The sequence below is a fragment of the Brasilonema angustatum genome (genome assembly GCF_059505445.1).
This window is the reverse complement of the sequence record NZ_JCACKO010000117.1, coordinates 158,227-182,790: the sequence shown is the minus strand read 5'-3', so window position 1 is coordinate 182,790 and position 24,564 is coordinate 158,227. Positions and strand designations below refer to the sequence as shown.

Annotated in this window: 21 protein-coding genes; 11 read left to right on the top strand and 10 right to left on the bottom strand. The window is 41.2% G+C overall.

Features of this window, described 5'->3' with window-relative positions; translation table 11 throughout:
* The first annotated feature begins 10 nt into the window (after positions 1-10).
* Positions 11-1,216: a glycosyltransferase family 4 protein gene (locus AC5JM2_RS19445; RefSeq protein WP_495836486.1), complete on the top strand. Its 1,206-nt coding sequence runs from the start codon at positions 11-13 to the stop codon at positions 1,214-1,216.
* 148 nt (positions 1,217-1,364) lie between these two features.
* Here the strand turns inward: AC5JM2_RS19445 and AC5JM2_RS19440 are convergent, their stop codons facing one another.
* From AC5JM2_RS19440 to AC5JM2_RS19420, 5 genes are all read right to left on the bottom strand, one after another.
* A complete protein-coding gene (locus AC5JM2_RS19440) occupies positions 1,365-2,039 on the bottom strand; it encodes a histidine phosphatase family protein (RefSeq protein WP_495836485.1) in 675 nt (224 codons plus the stop codon).
* Between the two features lie 108 nt (positions 2,040-2,147).
* The gene (locus AC5JM2_RS19435) at positions 2,148-2,846 is read right to left on the bottom strand and encodes a glycosyltransferase domain-containing protein (RefSeq protein WP_495836484.1); all 699 of its coding nucleotides are present in this window, start codon (positions 2,844-2,846) and stop codon (positions 2,148-2,150) included.
* A 211-nt stretch (positions 2,847-3,057) separates the two neighbouring features.
* Positions 3,058-4,389, bottom strand: coding sequence for an acyltransferase family protein (locus AC5JM2_RS19430; RefSeq protein WP_495836483.1), 1,332 nt, complete (start codon positions 4,387-4,389; stop codon positions 3,058-3,060).
* Positions 4,390-4,524: 135 nt separating this feature from the next.
* Positions 4,525-5,208, bottom strand: a complete 684-nt coding sequence (locus AC5JM2_RS19425; protein ID WP_495836482.1) for a TylF/MycF/NovP-related O-methyltransferase — start codon at positions 5,206-5,208, stop codon at positions 4,525-4,527.
* A 156-nt stretch (positions 5,209-5,364) separates the two neighbouring features.
* Positions 5,365-6,981, bottom strand: a complete 1,617-nt coding sequence (locus AC5JM2_RS19420) for an alpha-amylase family glycosyl hydrolase (protein WP_495836481.1) — start codon at positions 6,979-6,981, stop codon at positions 5,365-5,367.
* Positions 6,982-7,364: 383 nt separating this feature from the next.
* Here AC5JM2_RS19420 and AC5JM2_RS19415 point away from each other — a divergent pair, with 383 nt between their 5' ends.
* The 10 genes from AC5JM2_RS19415 (at position 7,365) to AC5JM2_RS19370 (ending at position 17,492) form a co-directional block, all read left to right on the top strand.
* Complete coding sequence (locus AC5JM2_RS19415) at positions 7,365-7,706, top strand: polysaccharide biosynthesis C-terminal domain-containing protein (RefSeq protein ID WP_495836480.1); 342 nt, start codon at positions 7,365-7,367, stop codon at positions 7,704-7,706.
* Between the two features lie 138 nt (positions 7,707-7,844).
* Positions 7,845-8,954, top strand: a complete 1,110-nt coding sequence (locus AC5JM2_RS19410; RefSeq protein WP_495836479.1) for a DegT/DnrJ/EryC1/StrS family aminotransferase — start codon at positions 7,845-7,847, stop codon at positions 8,952-8,954.
* Positions 8,947-9,918 carry a hypothetical protein gene (locus tag AC5JM2_RS19405; protein ID WP_495836478.1) on the top strand — a complete coding sequence of 324 codons (972 nt, stop codon included), beginning with the start codon at positions 8,947-8,949 and terminating at the stop codon, positions 9,916-9,918. The genes AC5JM2_RS19410 and AC5JM2_RS19405 overlap by 8 nt, the downstream gene beginning before the upstream one ends.
* Before the next feature lie 72 nt (positions 9,919-9,990).
* Positions 9,991-10,602, top strand: a complete 612-nt coding sequence (locus AC5JM2_RS19400) for an IS607 family transposase (protein WP_495836477.1) — start codon at positions 9,991-9,993, stop codon at positions 10,600-10,602.
* 41 nt (positions 10,603-10,643) lie between these two features.
* Positions 10,644-11,828, top strand: coding sequence for an RNA-guided endonuclease InsQ/TnpB family protein (locus tag AC5JM2_RS19395; protein WP_495836476.1), 1,185 nt, complete (start codon positions 10,644-10,646; stop codon positions 11,826-11,828).
* Positions 11,829-12,011: 183 nt separating this feature from the next.
* Complete coding sequence (locus tag AC5JM2_RS19390; protein WP_495836475.1) at positions 12,012-12,548, top strand: DUF1349 domain-containing protein; 537 nt, start codon at positions 12,012-12,014, stop codon at positions 12,546-12,548.
* 396 nt (positions 12,549-12,944) lie between these two features.
* A complete protein-coding gene (locus AC5JM2_RS19385) occupies positions 12,945-13,802 on the top strand; it encodes an alpha/beta fold hydrolase (RefSeq protein ID WP_495836474.1) in 858 nt (285 codons plus the stop codon).
* Positions 13,803-13,967: 165 nt separating this feature from the next.
* Positions 13,968-14,918: an alpha/beta hydrolase gene (locus AC5JM2_RS19380; protein ID WP_495836473.1), complete on the top strand. Its 951-nt coding sequence runs from the start codon at positions 13,968-13,970 to the stop codon at positions 14,916-14,918.
* Complete coding sequence (locus tag AC5JM2_RS19375) at positions 14,915-15,820, top strand: alpha/beta hydrolase (RefSeq protein ID WP_495836472.1); 906 nt, start codon at positions 14,915-14,917, stop codon at positions 15,818-15,820. Before AC5JM2_RS19380 ends, AC5JM2_RS19375 begins: the two co-directional genes overlap by 4 nt.
* A 7-nt stretch (positions 15,821-15,827) precedes the next feature.
* Positions 15,828-17,492 (top strand): phosphatidylglycerol lysyltransferase domain-containing protein, encoded by a 1,665-nt coding sequence (locus AC5JM2_RS19370; protein WP_495836471.1) that lies wholly within the window; start codon positions 15,828-15,830, stop codon positions 17,490-17,492.
* A gap of 238 nt (positions 17,493-17,730) precedes the next feature.
* Here the strand turns inward: AC5JM2_RS19370 and AC5JM2_RS19365 are convergent, their stop codons facing one another.
* From AC5JM2_RS19365 to AC5JM2_RS19345, 5 genes are all read right to left on the bottom strand, one after another.
* Positions 17,731-18,147, bottom strand: a complete 417-nt coding sequence (locus tag AC5JM2_RS19365; RefSeq protein WP_495836470.1) for a hypothetical protein — start codon at positions 18,145-18,147, stop codon at positions 17,731-17,733.
* Between the two features lie 20 nt (positions 18,148-18,167).
* Entirely contained in the window at positions 18,168-19,292 is a 1,125-nt protein-coding gene (locus tag AC5JM2_RS19360) for a hypothetical protein (RefSeq protein WP_495836469.1), read from the bottom strand.
* A gap of 91 nt (positions 19,293-19,383) precedes the next feature.
* Complete coding sequence (gene iscB / locus AC5JM2_RS19355) at positions 19,384-20,664, bottom strand: RNA-guided endonuclease IscB (protein ID WP_495836468.1); 1,281 nt, start codon at positions 20,662-20,664, stop codon at positions 19,384-19,386.
* Positions 20,665-20,909: 245 nt separating this feature from the next.
* Complete coding sequence (locus AC5JM2_RS19350) at positions 20,910-22,175, bottom strand: TRAFAC clade GTPase domain-containing protein (RefSeq protein ID WP_495836467.1); 1,266 nt, start codon at positions 22,173-22,175, stop codon at positions 20,910-20,912.
* A gap of 74 nt (positions 22,176-22,249) precedes the next feature.
* The gene (locus AC5JM2_RS19345; RefSeq protein ID WP_495836466.1) at positions 22,250-24,478 is read right to left on the bottom strand and encodes a hypothetical protein; all 2,229 of its coding nucleotides are present in this window, start codon (positions 24,476-24,478) and stop codon (positions 22,250-22,252) included.
* Between the last annotated feature and the right edge of the window lie 86 nt (positions 24,479-24,564).

Here is a 24,564-nt window from a genome sequence, read left to right as displayed (position 1 = left end):
TTCCACAGTTATGGTTCTAGCACAGCAGAAAATTAAAATTACCTATATCTTCACGCACCATATTCGTTGGGTTCCCTTTGAATTGGTTGCCACATATATCGACAAGAGTAAGTTTGCAATTGACTATGTCATTCTTAATGAAGGCGATCCGATCATCTCCTTTTTGGAGCAGATTAATATTCCTTGCACTGTGACTTCCTATCAGGACTATAGCAATACCCCAGAAATCGTCAAATTTCTCTACGAACACTTGATCGCAAATAAAACCGACATTGTTCATACCCATTGGTTCGCCGGAAGTTTGGCTGGAATGCAAGCTGCTTATTACGCCCATGTTCCAGTACGAATCTTCACCAGGGAACATCCTTCGATTAAATACTATTCGCGTCATGCTCCAAGCAAGCATCGCTTGATATGGGAATGTGCCACCAATGTTATTGCTGTTACCAACAAAAGCAAGCAAGGCATGATAGAAGACGGCATCCCCGATGATAAAATCACACTGATACCAACGGGATTTGATATCAGTGAATTTGAGAATGTAGATTCTTCGCGTATTGATCAATTGCGATTTAAGTATCTAGAAAATCATCAAGGTCCTGTTATTGGTGTGGCTGCAAGGTATGTCAGATGGAAAGGAGTTGAATACGTCATTGAAGCACACAAGCAGGTTCTCGAAGCTTATCCCAATGCAATCTTAGTTCTTTCAGGGACACATACCAATCGTGCGGATCTGGAGGAGAAAATTCGTAATGCGCGTAAAGAAGACATCGTTGCGCCTCAATACGATGACATTATCAGTATCACAGACAAGTTGGCGCAATTACCTGAGCATAGCTATATTGAAATCCCATTTGAAGAAGACCTTTTCGCTTTGTTCAGATTATTTGATGTTTTTGTCCATGTGCCTACTGATGCAATTCAAGAAACGTTCGGACAAGTCTATGTAGAAGCAATGCTTTCTAAAGTTCCATCTGTTATTACTCTTGCAGGTAGTGCTTTGGATCATGCCATACATAAAGAGAATGCCTGGGTTGTAGATTACAAAAACAGCGATCAAATTGCCCAAGGCATCCTAGCACTTTTAAGCGATTCATACTTTAGAGAAAAGGTGATTAACAACGCTTTTCTCTCTGCCCAACGATACGACATAAAGAATCACATACAACGACTTGAAGAATTTTATGTCTGTGAGCTTCAAAAGAGAAGGAAGTAGCATTAAGCGTCAAACCTATGGATTTTTTCATTTCAATCGCTTTCGTTCCAGATAATCTCGACCTAAGGATTTAGGTGGTGGGGTATTGAATTGAATTTTTGAACAATCTCTACAAGCTATGGTTAACCCTAGTGTACAGACCCCTTTTTTAATTCCTCAAGCTTATAGCTGAATCCTTACTGAAGGTCTCTATATTTTCGAGATGACTCACATCATTCCAAACAATAAGACTCCACCGCCCGTTAACATACTCAAAAGTGCAAAAGTTCCCATTATGCAGCTGGAAGCGCCAACTATTTCCAGGTGGGAGACCAAGTACCATTTCAAAAAAACCCATCAAGACACAACCATGAGTGACCACCACAACGGTTTCATCTAAATGTCGTTCAGCGATCTGCGCTTCGCAGCAGCGCTTCGCTATCGCATTCAGAACACGAAAGCCTCTGTCTCTACATTGCCTTAAACTTTCTCCTTGCGGGATGACGTATTCAAAGCCAATACGTTCATAGTCTTGCCGTTCCTGTGGAAACTTCTTGTGCATTTCCAAGACTGTTAATCCCTGAAATATTCCCATATTCCACTCTCGTAATTCCGAGTCAAAAATGACTTTCTTTCCACATACTTCAGCAATAATGTTGGCTGTTTGAACAGCACGACCTAGGTCACTGCTGTAAAAGGTGGTGAATGAAATACGGCGTAAGCGATCGCCAATGGCATAAGCCTGCTGGATGCCTTTGGGTGTCAATGGACTATCGAGTTGCCCCATCGCCTTGTTCTGTACATTCCACTCGGTTTCTCCATGGCGTACAATGACTAGTTTCATTTTTTGTTATCCTCTGGATGGCGATTGATCACGAAGACTCCATTTCTACGGCAGAGTTTTGATTTCCAGACTCATTTGACCAATTTTGAATCAGCCCTGCTAAAATTTCTAAATATTGAAAACTCTCCGTATCTCCTCGTAAGCTTGTTTCTGTATTTCCAGCGCCAGCCAGGTTACATGAACAAAATAAGACTTCAAATTGTCACAGCGTAGTGGATTGTTGTCGTAGGTGTGGGTGCAGCAGAATTGAAACGTGCTGTCGATATCCATGTTCAACAGACCTAGTTCAGAGTTTTCTAACATGAATCGCGAAATGACACGCTGGTCATTCTGACGGGAATCCATCATATATTTATCCACAAAATTATTGGCAATATAGTTAAGCATACGGAAATAAGCCCATTTATAGCCAATGATAAAACCACTGTTGAGATACTTTGCTGGCTGCCCTAAATAGTTAGACAAAAAGAAGGGAAGTACATCGGCACTGTGATGGCAGAATACAGTTTCGGCACCAACAATAAGATCTTTACCTGTAGCGCTGAAGTCTGCTACCAATCCGACGGGATCGTAACGAATGCACAGCACATCATAGGCATCCGTAAAGACGATGATTGCGTCGTCAGCAATATCGTTATCAGAAGCTAAGAAGTCGCGAACCTTGAATATCTTTGAGAGGAGTCCTAGGCGAGGACTGTAAGTCTCAAGGATACGCAAGTTCCCTCGCAATGATGAATACAGTGGCTTAACCTGTGGACTGTCCGCGTCACACAGGGTAATGAAAACAAGTTCTTCAAACATTTGCATAAGCCTCAACTCTTCTTCATTTCTTAATTCCAATAACAAAAGCTGTACACTGAACACTTATTTCTATTAACCTGCTTAGACCATCATGCACAAGTCACATCATGCCAAGCCTAATTTCGCTCTTCCTGATTTTTTCCTTTTTCTTTTTATTTCAGTGTAGGAGGAAAATAGATAACTTAATAATCTCTCTGAGCTATAAAACTGCCTTTGCTTAATTAGATTTTACCCCTTTTTCAAGTTCAATAGATACAGTATCGACAGCCATTTTTCTAGGACCAAGAATTTCTAATAAGAAGGATGGGCTGAAATAGTATTTAATCTTAGGTTGTATAACAAGCTCCAAAAAACTTGATAATGATATTGTGATAACAAGCCAAATTAATAAACCTAGTAAAAAACTCAAAACTGTTCCCTGCCAAGGAAAGTATTTATGCATTAGTATTGCAATCGGCATATGTAATAGATAGAATGCATAAGAAATACGACCCATAAAAATCATTTTTCTTAAGCAGTTAGCAGATGTATAATATTTAGTAAGTACAATTGCAAATATAGTGAACAAAGATGCTGCTACCAATTTCGGTTCTTGAAAAATATCACTTTGCAAAATTATCCAAAGTAGGTGAAAAATAGGAAGCAGGAAACAGAGTAAACGCAAATAAATAAAACCAGAAAAATAGCGACCTGTTATTTCACAAATTATTAATATACAGATTGGCAGAGTTGTTAGGTCAGACAAATTGACAAAACTAGCAACTGGATTGGGAAAACCTAAGCCGTTTAAAATCGATTTACCTGTGAAAAAATGATTTGTAGCATGAAATAGTAAAATATAGCTAATAAGAGGAAAAAAAGATTCTCTCTGACTAGAAGGTTGTACTTTGCATGATAATAATAGTCCACTCAACCAAAAAATCCATCCAGATGCATAACCAGCAATAAATTGTGGAAATAAGGGAAGAAACCAGCCAAGAACACTGATTAGAAGAGCGCTTAAAAATAAATCTAAGATTTTAGGTCGCAACCACCAGACTAAGAGAAAAACTAAATAATATAGAATTTCGTAATTTAAACTCCATACAGCTGCATCACCTGCTATAGGAGGTAGTGAAAAAGAAAAGTATTTATCAAAATTTTGCAAAAAAAATAAATTTCCTAAAACTATATTTAATTTTTCGTTGGGTTTAGCCAATACTGCCAAACAAATAGCAATCAAATAAATAGGTAAAATTCTAATGTATCGGCGTAATATATAATTACGAGCCTGGTAAATTGAGAATTCTTTTGTGGTCGTTAAGCCAATGACATAGCCTGAGAGAACAAAGAATAGTAAAACAGCACTATGTGCCGCTGCTAAATAACCAAAATAAATATTGGGATGGTAGGTAGGGTCTAAAAAGTTTTTTAGAAACAAAACATGAGATGATGCAACAGACAATGCAGCAAGTCCCCTGATACCCTCTAAATTAGAGTCATAGCTTGAATTTTTTTCTAAAGAGTAATCACTTCTGTTATCAGGCTCGATTTTTGCATTCATTTTCATGGGGTTTCATTCACCTCCCATATAACAATTTCTCAACTGGTAAGGTACACCATATCCCATCGAGCAAGGGGCTTAAGCCCCTTGCTTATAACTCATTAACTTAAGAAGCGCTATGTTTACTAAAAAATCATCAGTCTAAATCTTGATTCCAAGGCGCACTTCTTTATCAATGCGTGTCAACATTGGCCCAGGCACATCACGGAAGTAATCATCCGTAGCTTTGCGAGATCCAGCCCAACAGCCATAGTCATCAATGATCAGAACGCCTGCTGTCGAGAGTCGAGGGTAGAGATGCTGAAACTCAACTGCTGTAGATTCATACCAATCAGTATCTAAACGCAGAACAGAGATGGTTTCTGGCTTAATCTTTTCCAATGTCTCAATGACATCTCCTTGAATAAAATCAATCTCAAAATCAAAATTATGGATCGAGAACGCTGCTTTAACCTCTTCCAATAAAGCGTAACACCAACCAATATCGTCCCCATATTGCTCCATCATTTCAAAGCCAGTGCGTCCATATTTGTCCACATCAAATTCAGTGGGGGTTGGCATACCCTGAAATGTGTCATACAAATATAACTTACGATCGCTAACCTTTCGCGCCTTCATAATTAAGGCTGCAAGTAAAGCGCTTCCTCCTCTCCAAACTCCGCACTCCACAATGTCACCAGGTATTCCGCGATCAAGCACATAATTCACCGCTGTATAAAGTGCAAACAGTGCCTCTACGCTGGTCATTGTATAGGGTTTTACTTGCTCAAATAAATCCATGAACACCGAATCTTTGCCAATATCTGGCGTGACCTGGTCTTTCATGGTCACTTGATGCTTGGTGGAGAAAACTATCGTGCGCTCATTAATCATAACAACGAAGAGTGGTAATAGTTTGACTGGATGGGACTTTCAAGGCTCTGGCAATTATACATTATCAAATAGATTAGTAGATAGCCTTTTCGACTTGATATAAGGTCATTACGATTGATGTCTACGCTGGATAATCACACCTTCATTTCCTCGTAGTTCAAGGGTGTCTCCCAACTGTCCTCCCTGGCGATCCATGAATGTAGAGAGGAGAACTGTTGACTGGTTACGAAACTCGACTGGTAATATCCATTCCTGGTATTCAGAACTGAAGTTCAAGGCTACAACAAGCTCCGATGTCTCATTAAAGCGTCGGTAGCAGAAAACCTCTGGGGGTGAGTATAAAGACATATAGTCACCAAGCTGTAGTGCCGATTGTTGCCGACGCAAGCGCAACAGTGCCCGTGTCAGTGAAAGAAATGACCGGGAGTTCTGCTTTTGTGCCTTGACATTGATACTGCTGTAGTCATGGGTGATAGGTAACCAGGGTTGGACTGATTCCAAACAGAAACCCGCATTAGCAGAGTCATCCCAGAGCATTGGTGTGCGCTCACAATCCCGCCCAACCCCAATACCGGGAGCTTTTTTTTCCCAAGGATCTTGGATATGCTCCGAGGGAATCCAGGCGTCTTCCATTCCTAGTTCCTCTCCGTAGTATATTGTTGGCGTACCGCGAAGGGTAAGCAATAGCATCATGCCGATTTTAGCTTGAGAAGTCCCAATTCTGCTGGCAACGCGATGCTTGTCATGATTACCCAAGGACCAATTGGGCCATGCACCTTCAGGTAGCAGCCTCTCGTAGCGCTCGACAATTTCTCGGACGGAATCTGCACTCCATTGACAATCAGATGACATCAATTCTGAATTGAGTGGTAAATGAAATTCGTCATTCGATCCATAGTGCTTAACAATTTCTTCTAGTGATTTATAGAGTTCAGCAATCAAAAGGCGATCGCCATACCCATCTACAAGCGTCCGCAGCATGCAATTGAAATCATGAATTTCCGGTATATTCTTACTAAAGACTTCAAACAAGCGATCTGATGGTTCCATGCCTGGATGCCAGTCGGGATTCACTGGATTATCTCGAAACTGCAAATCTTTGTAGGCACGATAGGCGGCATCAACTCGGATTCCATCCACACCTCGCTGTAACCAAAAATGTAAGACATCTAACATTGCCTGTCTTGCACCAGGGCTACGCCAATTGATATCTGGCTGCTCTTTAAGAAACGAGTGTAGATAGTATTGCTCTGTTTTGTGATCCCATTCCCAAGCAGAAAGCCCATCAAAACGTCCGATCCAATTATTGGGAAATCCACCATTTGCACTTGGATCTTTCCATATGTACCAGTCTCGCTTGGGATGAATACGCGAACTGCGGGATTCAATAAACCACTGATTCTGATCAGAGGTATGCGCGGCAACAAAGTCAATCAATATCCTGAGATTGCTATCGTGCAAATATCCTATCAAACTATCTACATCTGAAAGGGTTCCAAAGATAGGGTCAATATTGGTATGATCGCTCACATCATAACCAAAATCGACCATTGGAGAGGGATAGAATGGTGTTACCCAGATGGCATCTATGCCAAGCCATTCTAAATAATCTAGTCGCTTGATAATGCCAGGGATATCACCGATGCCATCCCCATTTGAGTCCTGAAAGCTGCGTAGATAAGTCTGATAAATAACAGCAGACTTCCACCAAGGAGAATGAGACATTTCTGCTATGGATAACTGAAATTAATGAAAAAATGATTTAGGTAGCTCCATTCTCGCATATCCTGTACTATGACCTCTTTAATTCTCCCGTACAAAGCTTACTAACAATTGCAGTTTGAGATGTGTAAATGCCGGACTAATGTAATTTAAGAATTTCTTCAACTTTTTGAAGGGAAAAATCCGGGATAATTCCTATGTAATTAGCGCAGAACCAGACAATTCGCCTGATTCGTCAGGTGCTAAAGGTTTTTAATTTATTGGAAATGGGGCATCTGTACAAGCCCATAAACCACCCAACTGATACCGATGTAGTATGCGTGTTCTGTGAAAATGTTACTGATTGAGGTGAAATAGTGTTTGAAGTTGGAAAGATATCTTGCTACATGAATCAATCAGATCGAAGGGGTTTATTTCTGGGTCTTGTAAATCAAGGGGTTTGGCAGGAAATAAATTTTGTCAAAACTCAAGCGGCTCAGATTCGAGGCGGGCATTTCCATACTAGAACCAATGAAGTTATTTTTCTGGTGCGCAGTAGGGCAGAGGTAGAACTGCAAGATTGTGATAACCCTCAACAAAAGCAGCAGTTTATTTTGAACCCAGGAGAAGGGGTTCAGATTAAGCCTTATATGCTTCACACCTTGCGCTACATAGAGGACAGCGAACAAATTGCGCTACTGGATGTTCCTTTCGATCCTGCCGATCCAGATTTGCACACTTTTACTTAACCAATAAGGCGACAACAAACTTAAGCTTCTTGTTTTCTCAGTGAGCCAATAGCTTGAGCTAATGGGTTTTCGTCTCTTAGGCTCTAAGTCAGATATTTCAGGAGGCTGGATTTTTCTAAAGCTAAGATAATAATTGATATGATCCCTCAAATTCAACCTTGGATTGACGATAGTGAATGGCAAGAAGTTAAGCGGGTGATGGAATCAACCTACTTAACCGAGAATAAGGTGACAGAAGAATTTGAAGCTGGTATAAGGGCTTTAACAGGGGCAAAGCATGTAATTGCTGTTTGCAACGGTACTGCTGCCTTATACTGCATCTTAAAGGCTCTGGATATTGGTCATGGAGATGAAGTTATTGTCCCTAACCTGACCTTTGTTGCTTCCTCGAATGCAGTGATTATGGCAGGAGCTAAGCCCGTCTTTTGCCCAGTTAGAGCAGATACTTTGTGCATTGATGTAGAGGCAGCTTTCTCGCTGGTCAATGACAAGACCAAAGCGATCATGCCTGTCCATTTGTACGGTCAAAGCGCAGATATGGACGCGGTACTTGCCTTTGCTAAACGCTTTGAGTTGAAGGTGATTGAAGATGCAGCACAGGCGATCGCAGTAGAGTTCAATGATCGCCATGTAGGCTATTACGGAGACGCAGGTGCCATTTCCTTCTATGGCAACAAAACGATCACCTGTGGTGAGGGTGGGATTATTCTAACCGACAGTGATACTATTGCCCAGACCTGCCGTCGGCTTAAGAATCATGGGCGATCGCGTCGTGGCACCTTTGTCCATGAGCATATTGGCTTTAATTTTTCCATGACAGAAATGCAGGCAGCCATTGGTGTTGCCCAGCTCAGAAAGTTACCTGCCATTATTAACCGCAAACAGCAAATTTATGAAGCTTACATGGCTGGTTTAGCAGATGTGCCCCAGTTGAAGCCGATCTTTATGGATCCACGTTGTAAGCCCGTACACTGGTTTACCTCTTTCTATGCTGAAAACCGGGCTGAACTGGCTGACTATTTAGCCAATCAGGGAATTCAAACTCGACTCTTTTTCTGTCCGCTTCATCTTCAACCTTGCTATCAAGGCTGGGTCGATCCAAGCATGACCTATCCCGTGAGTACATCTGCTTATGAGCGAGGAATTTCTTTGCCGTCATCCTATAGTTTGACTGATGAAGAACTAGATTTTATCATCGCCGAAATTCACCAGTTCTATCAGCTTTGTGAGCAATTGGAAAGTGCTTGAATCTCTCCTCTGTCAAACCCCCGAATATCTTGCCTGTCAAGAGAAGGTAGTTACATATTTGGCAGATTTGCCCCAAGGTAAGGCGTTATCTGAGGCACTCATTGCAGGTCGCGATTTTCTTCACTTGATCCATCCCGATGAGGTGGCAGGCGTAACCAGAATTCAGGTGCGGGAGGGGCATGGTTCTCAAAATCTTAATGATGAGCCGCTTGACACACAGTTCCATGCTTATTTGGAAGCTGTGATTAATCCCCAGATTCGGATTGGTCTGCTGGCAGATGGCACCAAACCCAGAAGCTATGACGATCGCAAAGTCCGCTGGTCAGGGGCTGGAGTGACTGGATTCTGGTCTCGCTGTCAAGACAGCTTTACCCTGGAAGTTGGACCAACTAGCTATCCCCATTGTCGTCTGGATATGACTCGTAGTTCGTTGGACGCACTAAAGTTGATGATGCGTGGTCTGACAACTTACCAAGATCCCTACACCTATTTTGCTAGGGGGATTGGGGTTACGGTGGTTCCTCTGACTACGGATGGTAATGTCTACATTGGTAAGCGATCAACTTCATCAGATTACGCAGGCGTTCTCAATTTTGTGTCCGGTTGGGCTACATTTTCTCCTACAGTTCAAGACATCAATTTTTATCAAGATGCCCAGCGGGAGTTGTGGGAAGAAGTGAATGTTGCCATGACCTTAGATGACACGAATACTCGGTTTGTTGGCATGTCTGGCAACCCTATCACGGGGGAAGTTGATTTGGTCTTTGTGGTGCAAACGGAAATGCCCGATCGCCATTTTCAATCCGGTCAGTGGGAAGAGCATTCGTATTTGGTTCGCATTCGGAGTAAAGCTGAAGTTGAGGCTTTACTAGAATATGGACTGTTACCTGGAGAGCAAGAACCTTGCTCTGTGATGTTTTCCTCTCGCTTGGGCTTAGAATACTTAGTCCAATATCATTGGTAAATGGTTAGAGTAGGACTTAGTCTCAAAATAGTTTGCTAAACTTTGCCATAGTTAACCGCTATGGAGATATTCATGTGGAAAGTTGCAGAGTTTGGAGAACTTGTTGGAATTTCCCCTTCTACTTTACGACGCTGGGAAAGGGAAAAGAAATTAATCCCAGAACGGACATTGGGGAATCAACGCATTTATACTGAAGAGCACCTTAGTGTTGCCCGAAACTTGAAAGGCGGTAAAATACCAAGTCGAGTTATTGTCTACTGTCGCGTCTCATCAAGCGGACAGAAAGATGATTTACAAAGCCAAGTTGAAGCAATGGAGCGATTCTGCTTGTCTCAGGGAGTTGTAATCACTGATTCGGTTCAAGAGATTGGCGGTGGGTTGAATTTTAAACGCCCCAAGTTCTTGGAAATTATTCAGTGGGCTATCCAAGGTGAAGTGAAGTCACTGTACGTAGCGCACAAGGACAGGCTGTGTCGTTTTGGTTTTGATTTGGTTGAGCACATTGTACAGTCTGGCGGTGGCTCAATCGTTGTTGCCAATGCTGAAACTTTGTCTCCACAAGAAGAACTGGTACAAGACCTACTGTCTATTATCCATTGTTTTTCGTCGCGATTATACGGTTTACGAAAGTATAAAAATAAGGTGAAGAAGATCGTAGACGGGGTTGATCCTTGCCTGAAGTAGGCTAGAATTATCTATATAGAGAAGTTTGGAAAAGTTTGGCAATGTACGCCATTAAGCGAGAGTTAAAACTAAATAAGGTTGAGACTTCGCTTCTTCGCGGCAATGCTGGCTTTAAGCGCTGGGTTTACAACTTTGGGTTGGATTTAATCCAAGCAAGTTGGGATTTTACGGGCATACAAGCATCTGACGCAAAACGAATTGATGCTATCAAGAAAGTCTTTACTCAGGTCACGATGCGAAGGACTGAAAACGCATGGATGAAAAAATATCCATCTACTGTTTATCAGTCTGCGTTTATTGATTTGAAAAAAGCTTTTTCTCGTTGGCGCGAAGGCTTGTCTGAATTTCCTGTAAAGAAGTCGAAAAAGAAAGGCGATTCTTTCACAGTTTACAAAACGGCTGGTGTTTATCCATCGATTGGACAGCCGCCAATACCTTTCACAAATCGAGTTGTCATTAATCCTGGTAAACGAATTAAGCTACCAGGATTGAAAGAATTTCGATTAAAAGAACGAATCAATTTTTATTGCAGTTCTCAGACTTTTACTGTTTCTAGAACTGCCGATCAATGGTTCGTTTCATTTGTTTTAGATGCCGAAAAAGTTCCACCCATTATCCACCCAATTGAGACAATCGGTGTCGATTTTGGTGTCAAAGCGCTAGCAACATGTTCTGATGGTTCAAAATACGATATGCCTGCTACCACGAAAAAGGCGAAAACCAAGCTCGGTAAGTTCCAATGGCGTAATCGGAATAAGAATCTTGGGAACAAAAGGTTGAAGATTAAGGCGTCTAAAAACGCTTGTAAGTTTTACGATAGATTAACTTGTCAACATGCGCGGATTGTCAATATTCGGCAAGATACTACGCAAAAGATGACAACAGATTTAAGTCGTAAAGCTTATACAATTCGGATCGAGGATCTGAATGTTTTGGGCATGATTGCAAATCATAAATTAGCAAGCGCGGTTAGCAATAACTGTTTTTACGAAATTCGCCGTCAGCTAATTTACAAGCAAGCTCACTATGGTACAAAAGTAGAATTGGTTGACCGATGGTATCCAAGCTCAAAGAAATGTTCTAAATGCAATCACGTTCAACCGATGAAACTCTCAGATCGGGTGTTTCAATGCCAAAACTCTCAGTGTGGGCATATTCAAGACCGTGACGAGAATGCAGCGGTAAATCTTGAATATGCTCCTGAAGATAAAGTACGGCTGGCTTAGTCGGAACTTAACGCCTGTGGACAAGAAGGAGCCGACTCCCTTGAGTGAAGCAGGAAGAAATCACGAAACTTGGTTTGACCAAGTTTCGGTAAGTATTTTGAAGCAGTTTAAGTGTTTAACTTGGTAGCACGGAAAGCTCCTAAAACCTTTGGCAATCAAACATCTTAAGCTGGATGAGACTCTATGCAATGGCTCAATGAACCCTCCCAATGGACCGACTCAGGCGATCGCTTGATTGTGAAAACTTCTCCCAAAACAGATTTCTGGCGAATTACCCATTATGGGTTTATTCGTGACACCGGGCATTTTTACTTTGATTTCATCAGCACTGATTTTGTTGTTGATGTCAAAATACGCGGCAATTATAAGGATATCTACGACCAGGCGGGCATCATGCTGCGTGCCGATGAGAAGCATTGGATCAAGACAGGCATTGAATATGTTGATGGTGTACAAAATCTGAGTGCTGTCGTTACCGATGACTATTCAGATTGGTCAGTCATTCCCTTACCAAATCCTCCTGATGTTTTACACTTGCGGGTTGAACGCTGTAAAGAAGCTATCCAAATTTTCTACTTAAATGAAGCTTCTGACTATGTAATGCTTAGAATGACATATTTACCCTATGAAACGCTTCAAGTAGGCGTTATGTGTGCCTCTCCAGACGGAGATGGATTCGAGGTCACGTTTGAGGATTATCAGGTCAATGCTACAGCTTAAAAAGTAAAAAGATAAAAGTAAAAAGTAAAAAGATAATCCCCTTCTCATCGCACAGGCAAGGAGTGGATACAACTTAACTTCTATTCTTTCGGAATTTTTTCGACTTGCCACAGTTGGTCAACACAACCAACAGCGATTGCCGGAGGCGCAGCTACGCTTAAAAAGTCCGTACACCTCTTTCTCCGTTATTTCCTTAGGTATTCTTCTGGCGGTTCGGGAGTAGTCGTAAGGTTTCTGGAAAACTTTTCGATTTACTAACATTCGCAAAATTTTCATTATGTTGTCATAGAATTGACACATCATTGGCGTAAGCTTTTGACTGTACGACAAAGGACAAGAAAGGAGATGAGTTTCTTGTTATTAATTGTTAATTTTGTTTGACACAAGTCGTGACCAATGAATGACTCTTTTCAAGATGCCTTAGCTGGTTCAACAATTCATCTGCGACGGGGGATAAATTTACAAGTTTGCCACAGTTCGGGGAGAACTCCAGCTATAGTTTTTCTGCACGGAGGAACGGGGAACCGCTTTAACTTTCGTTCTCAGTATGAGTTTGCTCAAAGTCAAGGTTGGGAAGTTCTGGTGTATGATTTGGCAGGACACGGACAGTCTAGTCCCTATCCTCGCTACTCCATCGGGCGACATCGTCGGGATTTAGAGCGATTGTTGTACAAATTGGGCATTTCCTCACCAGTGCTGTGTTGTCATAGCTACGGAGTTCCTATTGGTTTAGAGTTTGCCCAGCACAATTGTGTGAGTGGTTTTATTGCGATCGCAGGCGGAACTCATAACTTAGCACCTTGGTGGGAAATTCCGCTGATGAAGTTTATGGCTTGGGGCGGCAGATATTTATACTCTTTACCTGGTGTACAAGCTTTCTCAAACTTTTTCTCGACTTCTTACCGCCACAGCGTTATAGAACGGTTTTTTGCCGAATGTCCAACACCAACGGATTTCCAATCCTACAAAGCTTTAGAAATCTTTTGGGGTTATAACTTTTTTACGCGTCACTCTTTGCCGCAGAATTTGCATACTCCTGCTTTAATTATAACTGCGGGTCTTGATCCCATGTTTACACACCAGATGGGGAACGATTTAGCAAGACATTTCGTCAATGCTACTCATTTACATGTTACCAATGCAGGACATTTAGTTATGGCAGAGTGTCCAGAGTTAATCAACAGTGCTATATTGAAATATCTTATTGGGATTAATACACAAACACCTTTGTCTTCGCAAATTTCATCTCTATAGGATTCAGGTTTGATTTGGTGAATTGACAAAGTAGAGGTAGGGAACGCTTAACAGGGAACAGAGAACAGAAACTGTACCTAGCTTCGCAAAAATAAAATAGGAATCCTATATAAGTTTTGTCATTTTTTATAGTTTTAATTCAATTGCTATTAATCAACATTCTTGATGAACTGCTTCAAATCTAAAATTGTGCTGCTGGTTTCGATGTTCACTTTATGTAATTGTAATTACATAAAATCTGCACAAGCACAAACACAGGTGCGTCCGCAAACCCTAGTATCTGTGTTACCGCCACAACCAACGGCTAAGGATCTAAGTACCCAGCTAACATATAAAACCGAAACTTACAATAGCAAAGTTATGGGAGGAAATCGCATTTACTGCGTTGCTTTACCTCCGGGCTATGATCAAAACCAAAATCAACGCTATCCAGTTATCTTTCTCCTTCACGGTGGACACGGAAATGCTGACCATTGGTTTACAAAAGGAGATGCCTTAACAGTTGTGCAACAGCTTTATGCAACAGGCAAGTTGCCGCCCAGTATTATTATCACACCAGATGGTAATGACAAACGTGGTTCTAGCGCCTACTGGGATCCCGATTATATTGATGGCCCCAATGGCAAAGTTTCTACAGCTATTGGGGATGAACTAGTAAAAATTGTGCAAAACCGCTACCGTACAATCCCCAGTCCTGATTTTTGGGCAATGGGGGGATTATCTTCAGGAGGTTGGGGTGCAATGAATGTGGGATTGCATAATTTAAATAACTTTTCAATATTATTTAGTCATAGCGGTTACTTTCAAGACAAGAGTGGACCGCAAAATAGTCCAATCACCTATATCAAGACCATTTCACCTCAAATTAAAAAACGCTTACGGATATACCTGGATGCAGGTATAGCAGATACTGAAGTAGGAGTTGACGAATCCAAAAAATTTAATCAAGTACTCAGTACTGAGAACATTTTTAATATATTTCATCCGTTTCCCGGAGGTCATACTTGGGACTACTGGCACGAACATCTGGCAGATTCGCTAACATTTGTAGGAAGACAATTTAAAATCTCGGCTATTCTACACGCTAGTGATAATTTGGGTTTTAACAAGCCATGAAATTATCTAAAGTTTTAATGGGCGTTGCAGGTGCAATTGCAATCCTGACTGCTGCTGGCTACTGGTATGTCTTTATCTTAGGTGCACCACAACTAGATCCGCCTCAAGAGGTTACCAATAGTGGGTTGAAGCTTGAGCTAGAAACTTTTAACAGTCAAGCAATGGGCACACAACGGCAATATGGTGTTATTTTGCCCCCATACTATAATAAGAATTCTCTCAAACGATATCCTGTTATATTTCTACTACATGGTGGTCACGATGATGCTCGTGCTTATGTTGATAAATATGCAATTTTAAAAGTCCTACATGAACTTTATAGAGAGCACAAACTACCGCATTCGATTGTGATTACACCAGATGGAAATGATAACCGGGGTTCAAATCCCTTATTCGACCCTGATTATTATGATGGGCCTAATGGTAAAGTAGGAACGTTGATCGGTTCGGAGTTAGTACAAGTCGTCAAGTCACGCTACCGTACATTAGAAAATCCAAAGTTTTGGGCGTTGGGAGGTCTATCTTCTGGAGGATGGGGCGCGTTTAATATTGGATTACGCTATTTGAAAAACTTCAATATTCTGTTCAGCCATAGCGGCTATTTTACCGATAACAGTGGTTCACAAAATAGCCCCCAACAAATTGTCCAACAATTATCACCTCAGGAAAGACAGGAACTACGCGTATATCTTGATGCTGGAGAACACGACTCTAATTTACTTGCCTCTACCCAAACATTCCACGAAACCTTAGACAAATTAGGTATAGAAAACGTGTTTTATGCCTTTCCTGGAGGACATGGTTTGTCAGGTCCAGATGTTGGGTGGAATTACTTTCACAAACATCTCAAAGATTCGCTATCTTATGTAGGAAAACAGTTTGAAAATTCACAAAAGAACTAAGTGACTAATGACTCTTGATTTGAGAACTCGGATTGGGCTTTGGAGTGCAGCTTTCCTCACTGGTTTAGTCGGAGTGGTAAACTTGGTGTCAGCAGTGACGCCTAACCTGAATGAGCGAAATCACTGGTTGAAGCACTTTTTACCTTTTGATATTCGCGTTAGCGGTCATTTATTTGCAGCACTGACTGGGTTTGTGTTACTGACGCTTGCAACCAACCTGTTGCGTCGAAAACGAATTGCTTGGTTACTCACTATTGGGTTCTTGATTCTTTCTGTTGTCAGCCACTTGATTAAGGGACTGGACTATGAAGAAAGTCTGTTGTCTGGTGTTTTGCTGATGCAATTACTCTTGATGCGCCATGTTTTTACAGCAAAATCAGATCGTCCTTCGATTGCGCAGGGAGTGCGGGTGTTAATTGCAGCTTTGCTGTTTACTTTGGCATATGGAACAATTGGGTTTTACTTGTTAGATGGCAAATTTACGGAAAATTTCACTTGGAGTGATGCCATAGGCCAAACTTTTGATATGTTCTTCACAGATGATAATGGCGGACTGAAACCAAGAAGCCGATTTGGGGACTTTTTTGCTAATTCTATTTATATTATTGCAGCAAGTACGATCGCTTATGCATTGTTCATGCTACTAAGACCAGTTTTTCTACGTGATGCCGCCAGTGTTAAAGAACGGCAGCAGGCAAAAGATATTGTAGAAAACTATGGATGCTCTTCATTAGCAGCATTTACATTGTTAAGTGACAAAAGTTACTTTTTTAGTCCTTCTGGTCGCAGTGTTATTGGTTATGTCCCTAAAGGACGGGGTGCGATCGCCTTAGGTGATCCCATTGGACCAGATGAAGACCGTAAAGAAGTGATTGTGAGTTTTCAGTTGTTTTGCCAACGTAACGACTGGTATCCAGCTTTTTACCAAACTTTACCCAATGATATTGATCTCTACAAGTCGCTGGGATTTCAGGTAGTCAAAATTGGTGAAGAAGCAATAGTTGACCTCCAAAGCTTCACCTTACAAGGAAAAGCAGGTAAAAACCTCAGAACAGCAATGAATCGCATGACTAAGCTGGGGTATGAAGTCAAATTTTACCAACCACCAATTGCTGATAAATTGTTGCATAAAATAAAACCTGTTAGTGACGAATGGCTGCAATTGGTGCAAGGTTCCGAAAAAAAGTTTTCTCTAGGTTGGTTTGATGAAGCTTATTTGCGAGACTCTGAAATCGTAACGGTGCAGTCCTCCGACGGTGAAATTATTGCCTTTACCAATATTGTATTAGAGTACCAGCTCAACGAAGTGACTAACGACATGATGCGACACCGAAAGTCGATTGAGAATGGAACAATGGACTTTTTGTTTATATCTATGTTCCAGCACTACAAGGAGCGAAATTACGATAGTTTTAATATTGGTCTTTCTGCCCTTGCTGGAGTAGGTAAAACTCAAGAATCGGCTCGTTTAGAGAAAGTGTTGTACTATCTTTATAAGCATTTGGAGCGGTTTTACAATTTCCAAGGCTTGCATGCATACAAAGACAAATTTCACCCTCGTTGGGAATCACGTTATCTGGTTTTCCCCAGTTTAACTGCTTTACCCGACGTCGTTGTCGCATTGATTCGTGCTGATTCAGGCGATCGCCTTTTAGATTATTTCAAAGGATAAAACTTGACTGACCTTTCGTGCCCTACGACTTACAAATTCTTTCTTTTGAAGACTTGGGATATACAAAAGTCTGACCATCGTTTTCATTTAAATTATAATAGGATTTCTATTTGATTTTTGCGAAGCTAGGTACACCTTTATCAGTTATCAAGTACCCGCAGTACCAGTTACCAGTGATCAATTGTTCACTGTTTCCTGTTCCCTGTTCCCTGTTCCCTATTCCCTGTTCCCTACCTCATTACTCAGAAGGTGGAGAATTTCGGAATTGCTCAATTCTTGTTAAATAAGAACGTAAAACCTTTCTTATATACTCAAACTCTTCTTGTGTTGATAACTCCCCTTGTAAAAAGTAACCTAGTGCTAGCAGTTCCTTTTTTCGGTTCAAGTTAAGAGAATTTATCTTTGTATGAATGTCAAATCGGCGTTGCAACCACTTATAGGATTTTTGCAACCATTCGACAGGTTCTTCTTCTAAATATTCGGAATCATCCGTGTTTAAATCTGTCAAGCATCGGTTAAGATATTTCTCTACCTCGTTTAGTATTTTAGTCGTAATACGTGAGCTATGATTTTTGCTAATTCGTTCCAAAGCTTCAATTAAAAGAGAAAATTTATAAACTTCTTTCTCAGACAAAAAGCTGATTGCGTTATGCACATCAGCCAGATCATTTCCAATTAAGCGTCTGGCGATCGATTTTGGGAAGACTGGGGCTGATTGTCGTCGCGTAACACCGGACTGTTGGCTGGCTGAAGAAAACTTTGAGGGTTGGTTGTCTTGCTGGATGGCTTGTGTTTGGGTATTGGGGTTGGAGTTAGTGTTGGGGTTGGTGATAATATTTTGGGTTGAGCTATTACCCAGGTTGTGAGCAGAATTAGAATCAGCAGGATCATCCCAACGATCACTATGCGAGTTGTTCGAGGTGGTACTGCTTTTTGAGGTAGTATTGGTTGTGCTGACGGTACTGCTTCTGGTGACGGTACTGGTGTTTTTTTTTCAGTTTTAGTTTCAGGTGCTTTCCAAACATTGCCCTTGTAAACAATCTGTTGGCTATCAGCCGGAGGCTTGACGCTGAGTCCTTCTCCTATCGCAGAGGCTGCGCCAACGGACACGCGCAAGGGAGGCGTATCGCCCTCTTTTTTGAACTCAGCAACAACCACTACAGGTTGCTCAGTTTCCCCAAAGGAAGTTTGACTGATTTGCTTTACTAAAGTATATAACTGGCTCTCAATATCAATTGTTTTCGGGGTTAACCAAACTGACTCACCAAGTTCAACGACGCTGGAAGATATTTTTGACATGAAGTCATCTAAATGTGTGGCAGCATCAGTATATAACTGCTGAATTTGTTGGGCATTAGCTTTAAAGTCATTCAGTCCATCAAAATCAATAGCACTGCGAATCTTGCTTAGAAAAGTTGACTCTTTTTCCCAAAAACTTAGCAAAATACAAGCAGCGAGTTTTCTTAGTTGAGATTCTACTTCGGGCGTTGCATCTCCAACCCACAAAACAACTTCAGAGATTCTCCGCCCCATTCTTTTTGATCGATCTTCTGCTGCATCTAGCCCTGTGACTTCTACAAGCACCTTATTTTCATATCGAGCTAAAATCAGGGACGGTTTAGTATCGTTAATTAAGGAATTAATTGTTACCTGTTTACCATCATCTCTAGAAATAACTCGTTGCTTAAGCACAACTGGCTCTTCCTTAGGCTGTTCGGATTTGCTGATATTGCGCCAATGAATACCAACTTCGCCTAATGGAGAACTTCTAACATAAATTTCTACTTGATTGTAATTCATGCTGACCTCGGGGGAGTGTGGAAACTCTGCGTCTTTAGACCAGAGATTAAACATGACGCGGTTGATTTAGTCAACCGTCCAATTCTTCAAACTAGGCATACGAGTAACCATCCTTTTTGTGAACGTGTTTACAGTACTTGTGACCAATTCCCTGAACTAGTCCTTCTTTGGTTGAAATATTGAAACTACCCGTTGCACGAGTTGCTATTCTTCCAACGTGTACACCTACTTTCTTGCCCGACGTGACAATTGCTTGAACAATGTCACCTGTTTGGAAACCAAAGTGAAATTTAGTTCTAGAACAATGACGACTAGGGAATCCATACTTGTCTGTCCTGCATAATTGCCGTGTACCGTGTCCGTTGGCTGTGACCATCAAAGGTTTGACACCCTTGATATTGAGAATAGGCGTAGATTTACCAACACAAGCTGCATCAACCCAGTGAGACTTAGTAAGATGTTGTTGGCTGCGATTAAACTTGGTTAACCCGCCCGAACCCGTCTCAACGGGTAAACCGGACGCTTCTAAAACTTCCAGTAATGCCCATCTAGTTGTATTGACTGCGGCTGCATCAGCTAATGGTCTTTTAGCTTGTTTCAAGATTTTCTCCAATCTGGCAGGGTCTTTTTTGAGGAAGTCCTTAATATCTTTAGTTCCTTTTTTTACATTGCACTTTTCGCAGCTTAAAGCAAGGTTAGTAATTGAATTAGAACCTCCTTTAGCTCTTGGATGAATATGCTCTACTTGCAATGAGACGTCCTTAATACCACAGTAAGCGCATTGTCTGTTCCATTTTTCTAGTAGGAACTCTCGTGTTTCGTAACCTGCAAGTGTGCCTTGCTGATACTCGTTTCCTTGAATATCTGGATTGCGTATCAACTGCATATCAAAGCGAACAAGTTCTTGACCAAGTGCTTCGATCAATGCAATCTTCCGTAACTTGCTGACCCAAGTTTTGATATTTTCGACTCGACTTTGTAAGCTAGGAGCTAACCAACCTTTAGGGGGGGTTCTATTCAAAAACCTTGATTGACGATACCTGGTTTTACGGTTTCTCCTACTACGTCTTATCTGTCTTCTAGAGGTCAAAGATTCTCTGATTGCAAAACCTCTGTGTTTTAGTTCGGCAGCAAAGACAACTTCACCCGTTGAATCATTCACCAAAGCAATTCCTGTGTGCTTAGCGCCAGGGTCTATCTTTAATCTGAGCGGTGTTACCAAACAGTCAAAATGAGACTGTTTCAAAATCAAAGTAAATGGGAACCGTCTATAAACTGCGGCTTTCTTGTTCCTTAGTAACTGCCGAGCTTGCGCTGAATGAATTGGATATAATGGTCTTTTTTCTGAATCAATGACAAACACTTTGGACATAAAGTCCCTCCTTTCGGGTAAAGTTAGCTTCGACAATGTTTAAGGTCTGTAACTATCCAAACAGCACTGGCTTAACCCATACACCTGTTTAACTGTTCGGTTCTAGAGCAGGGGACTAGCTACGCATCCCTTGGTAGGTCTTTAACACTTGCCTTAAACGTAGTACGCGAGGTACTGAGTCTGGTAAGCTGGGCTTCAACCAATGTTGAAGCCCCTAGCCTTTAGGCAGGGGTTGCTTACCTTAATTATTTAGGAACTGGTAACCATTTGGCTCTACCTTGCAAAATGGCAAAGCCACGCTCTTGCTTACAATCAATTGCAAATTTGGAAATAGCTGTGTTAAAAGCTTGGAGTTGAGCTTGTGTGGCGTCTGCTTTGTCTTGAACAGCAAATTTTTGAGCTTCTGTCTCCTTGAGATCAAACGCTTTTTCCGTATAACTGTTATTAGCTTCATCGTAGGATGTATTAACGTCATCGAAAAGGTTAGCAATTAGTCTGAAGGGTAGCCAAAGTTGATTACGCTGATTTACACGCTGTTCTGCCAGATTTAACTTGCGTTGGGCGCTATTCAATTGATCGTCTTTCACACCAACTTCTTTTTCAAGTTTATAAAAGTCTTCTTTAGCTCGTTCCAATTCTAATTGGCTGCTTTCATTGTATACATTCAATAAAAATCGCAATATATAGCGGAGTGGTTGATCTCCATCTTTAGGATCATAAGGCGCATCTAGCGGTGCTTTGTTGTAAAAGAACCGGGTATAACCATCAGTAGTTTCAGCATGAGAAAAAGCAATGTGTCCAATCGTTTGCACAGGTGTTACGACTACTGCCAATTTGTGATAAATCTCGTCTTCTTTGAAGAAATCCAGTAATTGTCGATAGCCAATTTTAATATGATCCAGCAAGTCATTAGCATCTTTATCTGTTTTCATGTAACTTTCACACTTTAATGGTGCTAGAACAACTAGCCTAGGTTTTGTTATACTTGCGTAGGCATCTTTTAAAAGCTTGGTAATACGATCTGGGTCATTTTTGGGTTCATGCCAAAGTCCAATTTCTGTAGTTTTCGTTCTGCCTGTTTTCTTTTCCATTAAAGCAGTTGAATCAATGGGAATAATCACTGCATCACATTGATTTAACTGTTGTTTGACATACTCCTTTTGATCAGGAGTCGCAGTAGGTTTAAAATATTCTCCAGAAGGATCGGTAAAGCGAATTTTTATGAACTTTTTGCCGCCACTTCCCACTTCAAACATAAATCCTTGATCTTCCCAAGGATCAAGTTGGGGTGGAGTTGGTTCAACTAGCTTTTGTAAACGGTAGTCCATATTTCGTAAGAGGCGTTTACAATCTTCGATCGCATCCAATGTTTTAGTGTCACTTGCCCATGTTGTTAGCCCTGCATTCTCAAATGTTTTGTGAAATTCTTCGTGCATGGCGGCTAACAAACTGGTTTTGCCAACTCCTCTAGGCGCAAGCATGATAATATTTAGTTCTTGCAGGTTATTCATCAAAACAAATCCTGGTTAAAAATCAAGTTTAGTTTGTGCTGAGATTTTTGTGAGTCAACCAGTCGGTGGAAAATTTAAGTCAAAAATTGAATGGTTTCTACACGATTAACCTCTTTTAATCGCTTAACACTATTCAACCAGTCCTGTTGCCGTTGTTGTTCTTGTTCAAGTTTACCAATTTCCTCAGCCCAAACTTTAGCTCTAACTCGCCTGAGAAACTTTTTCCAGTCTTTTTGAGCCTCTTTGTGGTAGATAATGTTGTCAATAAACTTCTCAATCAGCGCGTAAGCAGCAATGCTGGGCTGATAAAGTAGCTCTTCTAAAGCCGCCTTAATTCTAGCAACTGTGCGATCATAGTCAATCTGTAGTGCGTTAAGAATTAAGTCAGCAGTTGTACTTTGTCCAACCTTTAAGGTAACATCTTTCGAGTCTTCATCAGTAAGTTGAATATTGCTAAGTTCAACCAAATTTTGATAGATCTGTGGTTCAATTAAGCCACTGTATGAAAGTTCAAAATTAGAAATAATTCGGAAGCCTTGCTGAAGTCTTTTAAGATCTGAATGTTCTCGCTCTAGCAATTCTCTAAAAGCTTGAATAAATTCCCAGCCTTCAAGGGAATTACCCAAGACACCTAATTGTCCAACTGTGATTAAAATCTCTGCTACTCGCGCTTTCACTTCTTGAGTCGATTCTTTTAGTCCTTCATCTAAATGACTAAAGTGATCGGACAGTAAAGTTCGCAACAAATCACGGTAGTCAGCATAGGCTTTCATTGGATTGCTGGCTTTAATCTGCTTCTCAATTTCGGCTTCTGGATTGTTAGCTGTTAAAATTCCAGCATTTGCTTTACAAGTTTTGTAGACTTTCTCAACACTCGATTCCAGACTCTTAGACGGTAATTGACAGCGTTTAGCAAATTCAAATCTCAATTCTTGGAAGGCGATGGTAATCTCTCGCCACCATCCATCCTGATCGGTACCAAACAAATCGTCATACTGATCGTCAATAAGTGTGGACAAGTCACTATCAGTTGCGCTAAAAACTTTCTGGGCAGCCTGTATTATCAGATCGATATCTTGCTGAATTTTCATTAGCCGCTCTTGACTTTGGCGAGCATATTCTTGATCAATTTCCAGAATATGCTCTGCCAGGTAGTTGAGGATGCGATCAAAAACTTGGTTAGCATCCTCCGGGTTTGAGCAGTCAGCAATTTCGCAACTGACAACTTGCATCTGCAAAGTATCTTTGAGAGCAATACATGCATTGAGATTTTGTGTTCTTTGGCTGTGATTGACAACCATAAACGCTCTGCCTGCAAGGTTATTCAATTCTTGAGCCGCAATATCGTAAAGATCGGTGTCAACCTTGCGCCATTGGTAGCGTTGCGGGTCTGGACGTGTGATAAACAGCACTACATCCACTGCTCTACCAAGAGTATCCAGCATAACTTTTTCATCACCCAGCTTAGAGTCTCCCAAACCAGGAAGATCAACTAGAGCAATTCTACCAACATCAGGATTCTCAAAGGGACAGAATATATTAACTTCGCGTACAGCTAAATGTTTGTACGAAATTAATTCTCCTTGAGGGTTTCGCTTTTGTCTGACATATTCAGCCACCTCCTCTGGGGCGATCGCCACTTCTGGTGGTTCTGCTCCAGCAACAATCAAATGCCGATAGTATTCTAAGTTCTGAAAATAGTCATACCGCAGGTGCTTATAAACTGCTTCATCGGTTGCTCCAACAGGCATTTGGGCAGGTAAAGATGCTCGTGCAAATTCATCTAGGGTGCGCGGTTCAGGCTTGAGTTTAAGCGATTTATAGTAAGGAAGAATCACTTCCTCTAAAAAGGTTTTTTCTGAATGCAGAATGACTCTAACTTCAACAGAACCCTCCTTGTTACAAACTAGGCTACGAACAGCTGTACAAGCTGCTCCTTCATAAGCTGGAATTTCTTGATCGCTAAGTCCACTTAAACTCTTGAGCAAGGTACTCTTTCCTTGTCCCATCAACCCAACAACGCCAATATTCAGCGTATTTCTGGAAAAGCGGCTTTTGAGTTTAGACAATACAAACAGTTCAGATGTAATGCGTTTTTGAATATCAGCAAAATTGATTGCTTTTAAATACTCACTCGCTTGGGTATTAGCATTTTCTTGTAGTAACGCTTGTTGATGAGTTTCCAGATTATATAAGGCAGATGCTCGTGCCTGAAGCTCTTTTTCAACTGTTGCTATCTTATTGGGAAGATAACGGTAACGGTGTTCAATTATACTGGCAACTTGCTCTGCTCTGGAACGCATATTAGTTTAGTCCTATAATGTTTTTGATATTAGCAAATTAGACTTGGTGGCAGTTGTAGGGAACGCTTAACCAAGAAGGGGAAGGG

Coding starts and splice junctions, on each gene's coding strand:
- AC5JM2_RS19410 (WP_495836479.1), top strand. CDS start 7,845: ATGATCCCTCAAATTCAACCTTGGATTGACGATAGTGAATGGCAAGAA.
- AC5JM2_RS19350 (WP_495836467.1), bottom strand. CDS start 22,175: ATGAATAACCTGCAAGAACTAAATATTATCATGCTTGCGCCTAGAGGA.
- AC5JM2_RS19435 (WP_495836484.1), bottom strand. CDS start 2,846: ATGCAAATGTTTGAAGAACTTGTTTTCATTACCCTGTGTGACGCGGAC.
- AC5JM2_RS19375 (WP_495836472.1), top strand. CDS start 14,915: ATGAAATTATCTAAAGTTTTAATGGGCGTTGCAGGTGCAATTGCAATC.
- AC5JM2_RS19385 (WP_495836474.1), top strand. CDS start 12,945: ATGAATGACTCTTTTCAAGATGCCTTAGCTGGTTCAACAATTCATCTG.
- AC5JM2_RS19440 (WP_495836485.1), bottom strand. CDS start 2,039: ATGAAACTAGTCATTGTACGCCATGGAGAAACCGAGTGGAATGTACAG.
- iscB (WP_495836468.1), bottom strand. CDS start 20,664: ATGTCCAAAGTGTTTGTCATTGATTCAGAAAAAAGACCATTATATCCA.
- AC5JM2_RS19395 (WP_495836476.1), top strand. CDS start 10,644: ATGTACGCCATTAAGCGAGAGTTAAAACTAAATAAGGTTGAGACTTCG.
- AC5JM2_RS19420 (WP_495836481.1), bottom strand. CDS start 6,981: ATGTCTCATTCTCCTTGGTGGAAGTCTGCTGTTATTTATCAGACTTAT.
- AC5JM2_RS19425 (WP_495836482.1), bottom strand. CDS start 5,208: ATGAAAGACCAGGTCACGCCAGATATTGGCAAAGATTCGGTGTTCATG.
- AC5JM2_RS19370 (WP_495836471.1), top strand. CDS start 15,828: ATGACTCTTGATTTGAGAACTCGGATTGGGCTTTGGAGTGCAGCTTTC.
- AC5JM2_RS19400 (WP_495836477.1), top strand. CDS start 9,991: ATGTGGAAAGTTGCAGAGTTTGGAGAACTTGTTGGAATTTCCCCTTCT.
- AC5JM2_RS19345 (WP_495836466.1), bottom strand. CDS start 24,478: ATGCGTTCCAGAGCAGAGCAAGTTGCCAGTATAATTGAACACCGTTAC.
- AC5JM2_RS19360 (WP_495836469.1), bottom strand. CDS start 19,292: ATGAATTACAATCAAGTAGAAATTTATGTTAGAAGTTCTCCATTAGGC.
- AC5JM2_RS19380 (WP_495836473.1), top strand. CDS start 13,968: ATGAACTGCTTCAAATCTAAAATTGTGCTGCTGGTTTCGATGTTCACT.
- AC5JM2_RS19430 (WP_495836483.1), bottom strand. CDS start 4,389: ATGAAAATGAATGCAAAAATCGAGCCTGATAACAGAAGTGATTACTCT.
- AC5JM2_RS19390 (WP_495836475.1), top strand. CDS start 12,012: ATGCAATGGCTCAATGAACCCTCCCAATGGACCGACTCAGGCGATCGC.
- AC5JM2_RS19415 (WP_495836480.1), top strand. CDS start 7,365: ATGAATCAATCAGATCGAAGGGGTTTATTTCTGGGTCTTGTAAATCAA.
- AC5JM2_RS19445 (WP_495836486.1), top strand. CDS start 11: ATGGTTCTAGCACAGCAGAAAATTAAAATTACCTATATCTTCACGCAC.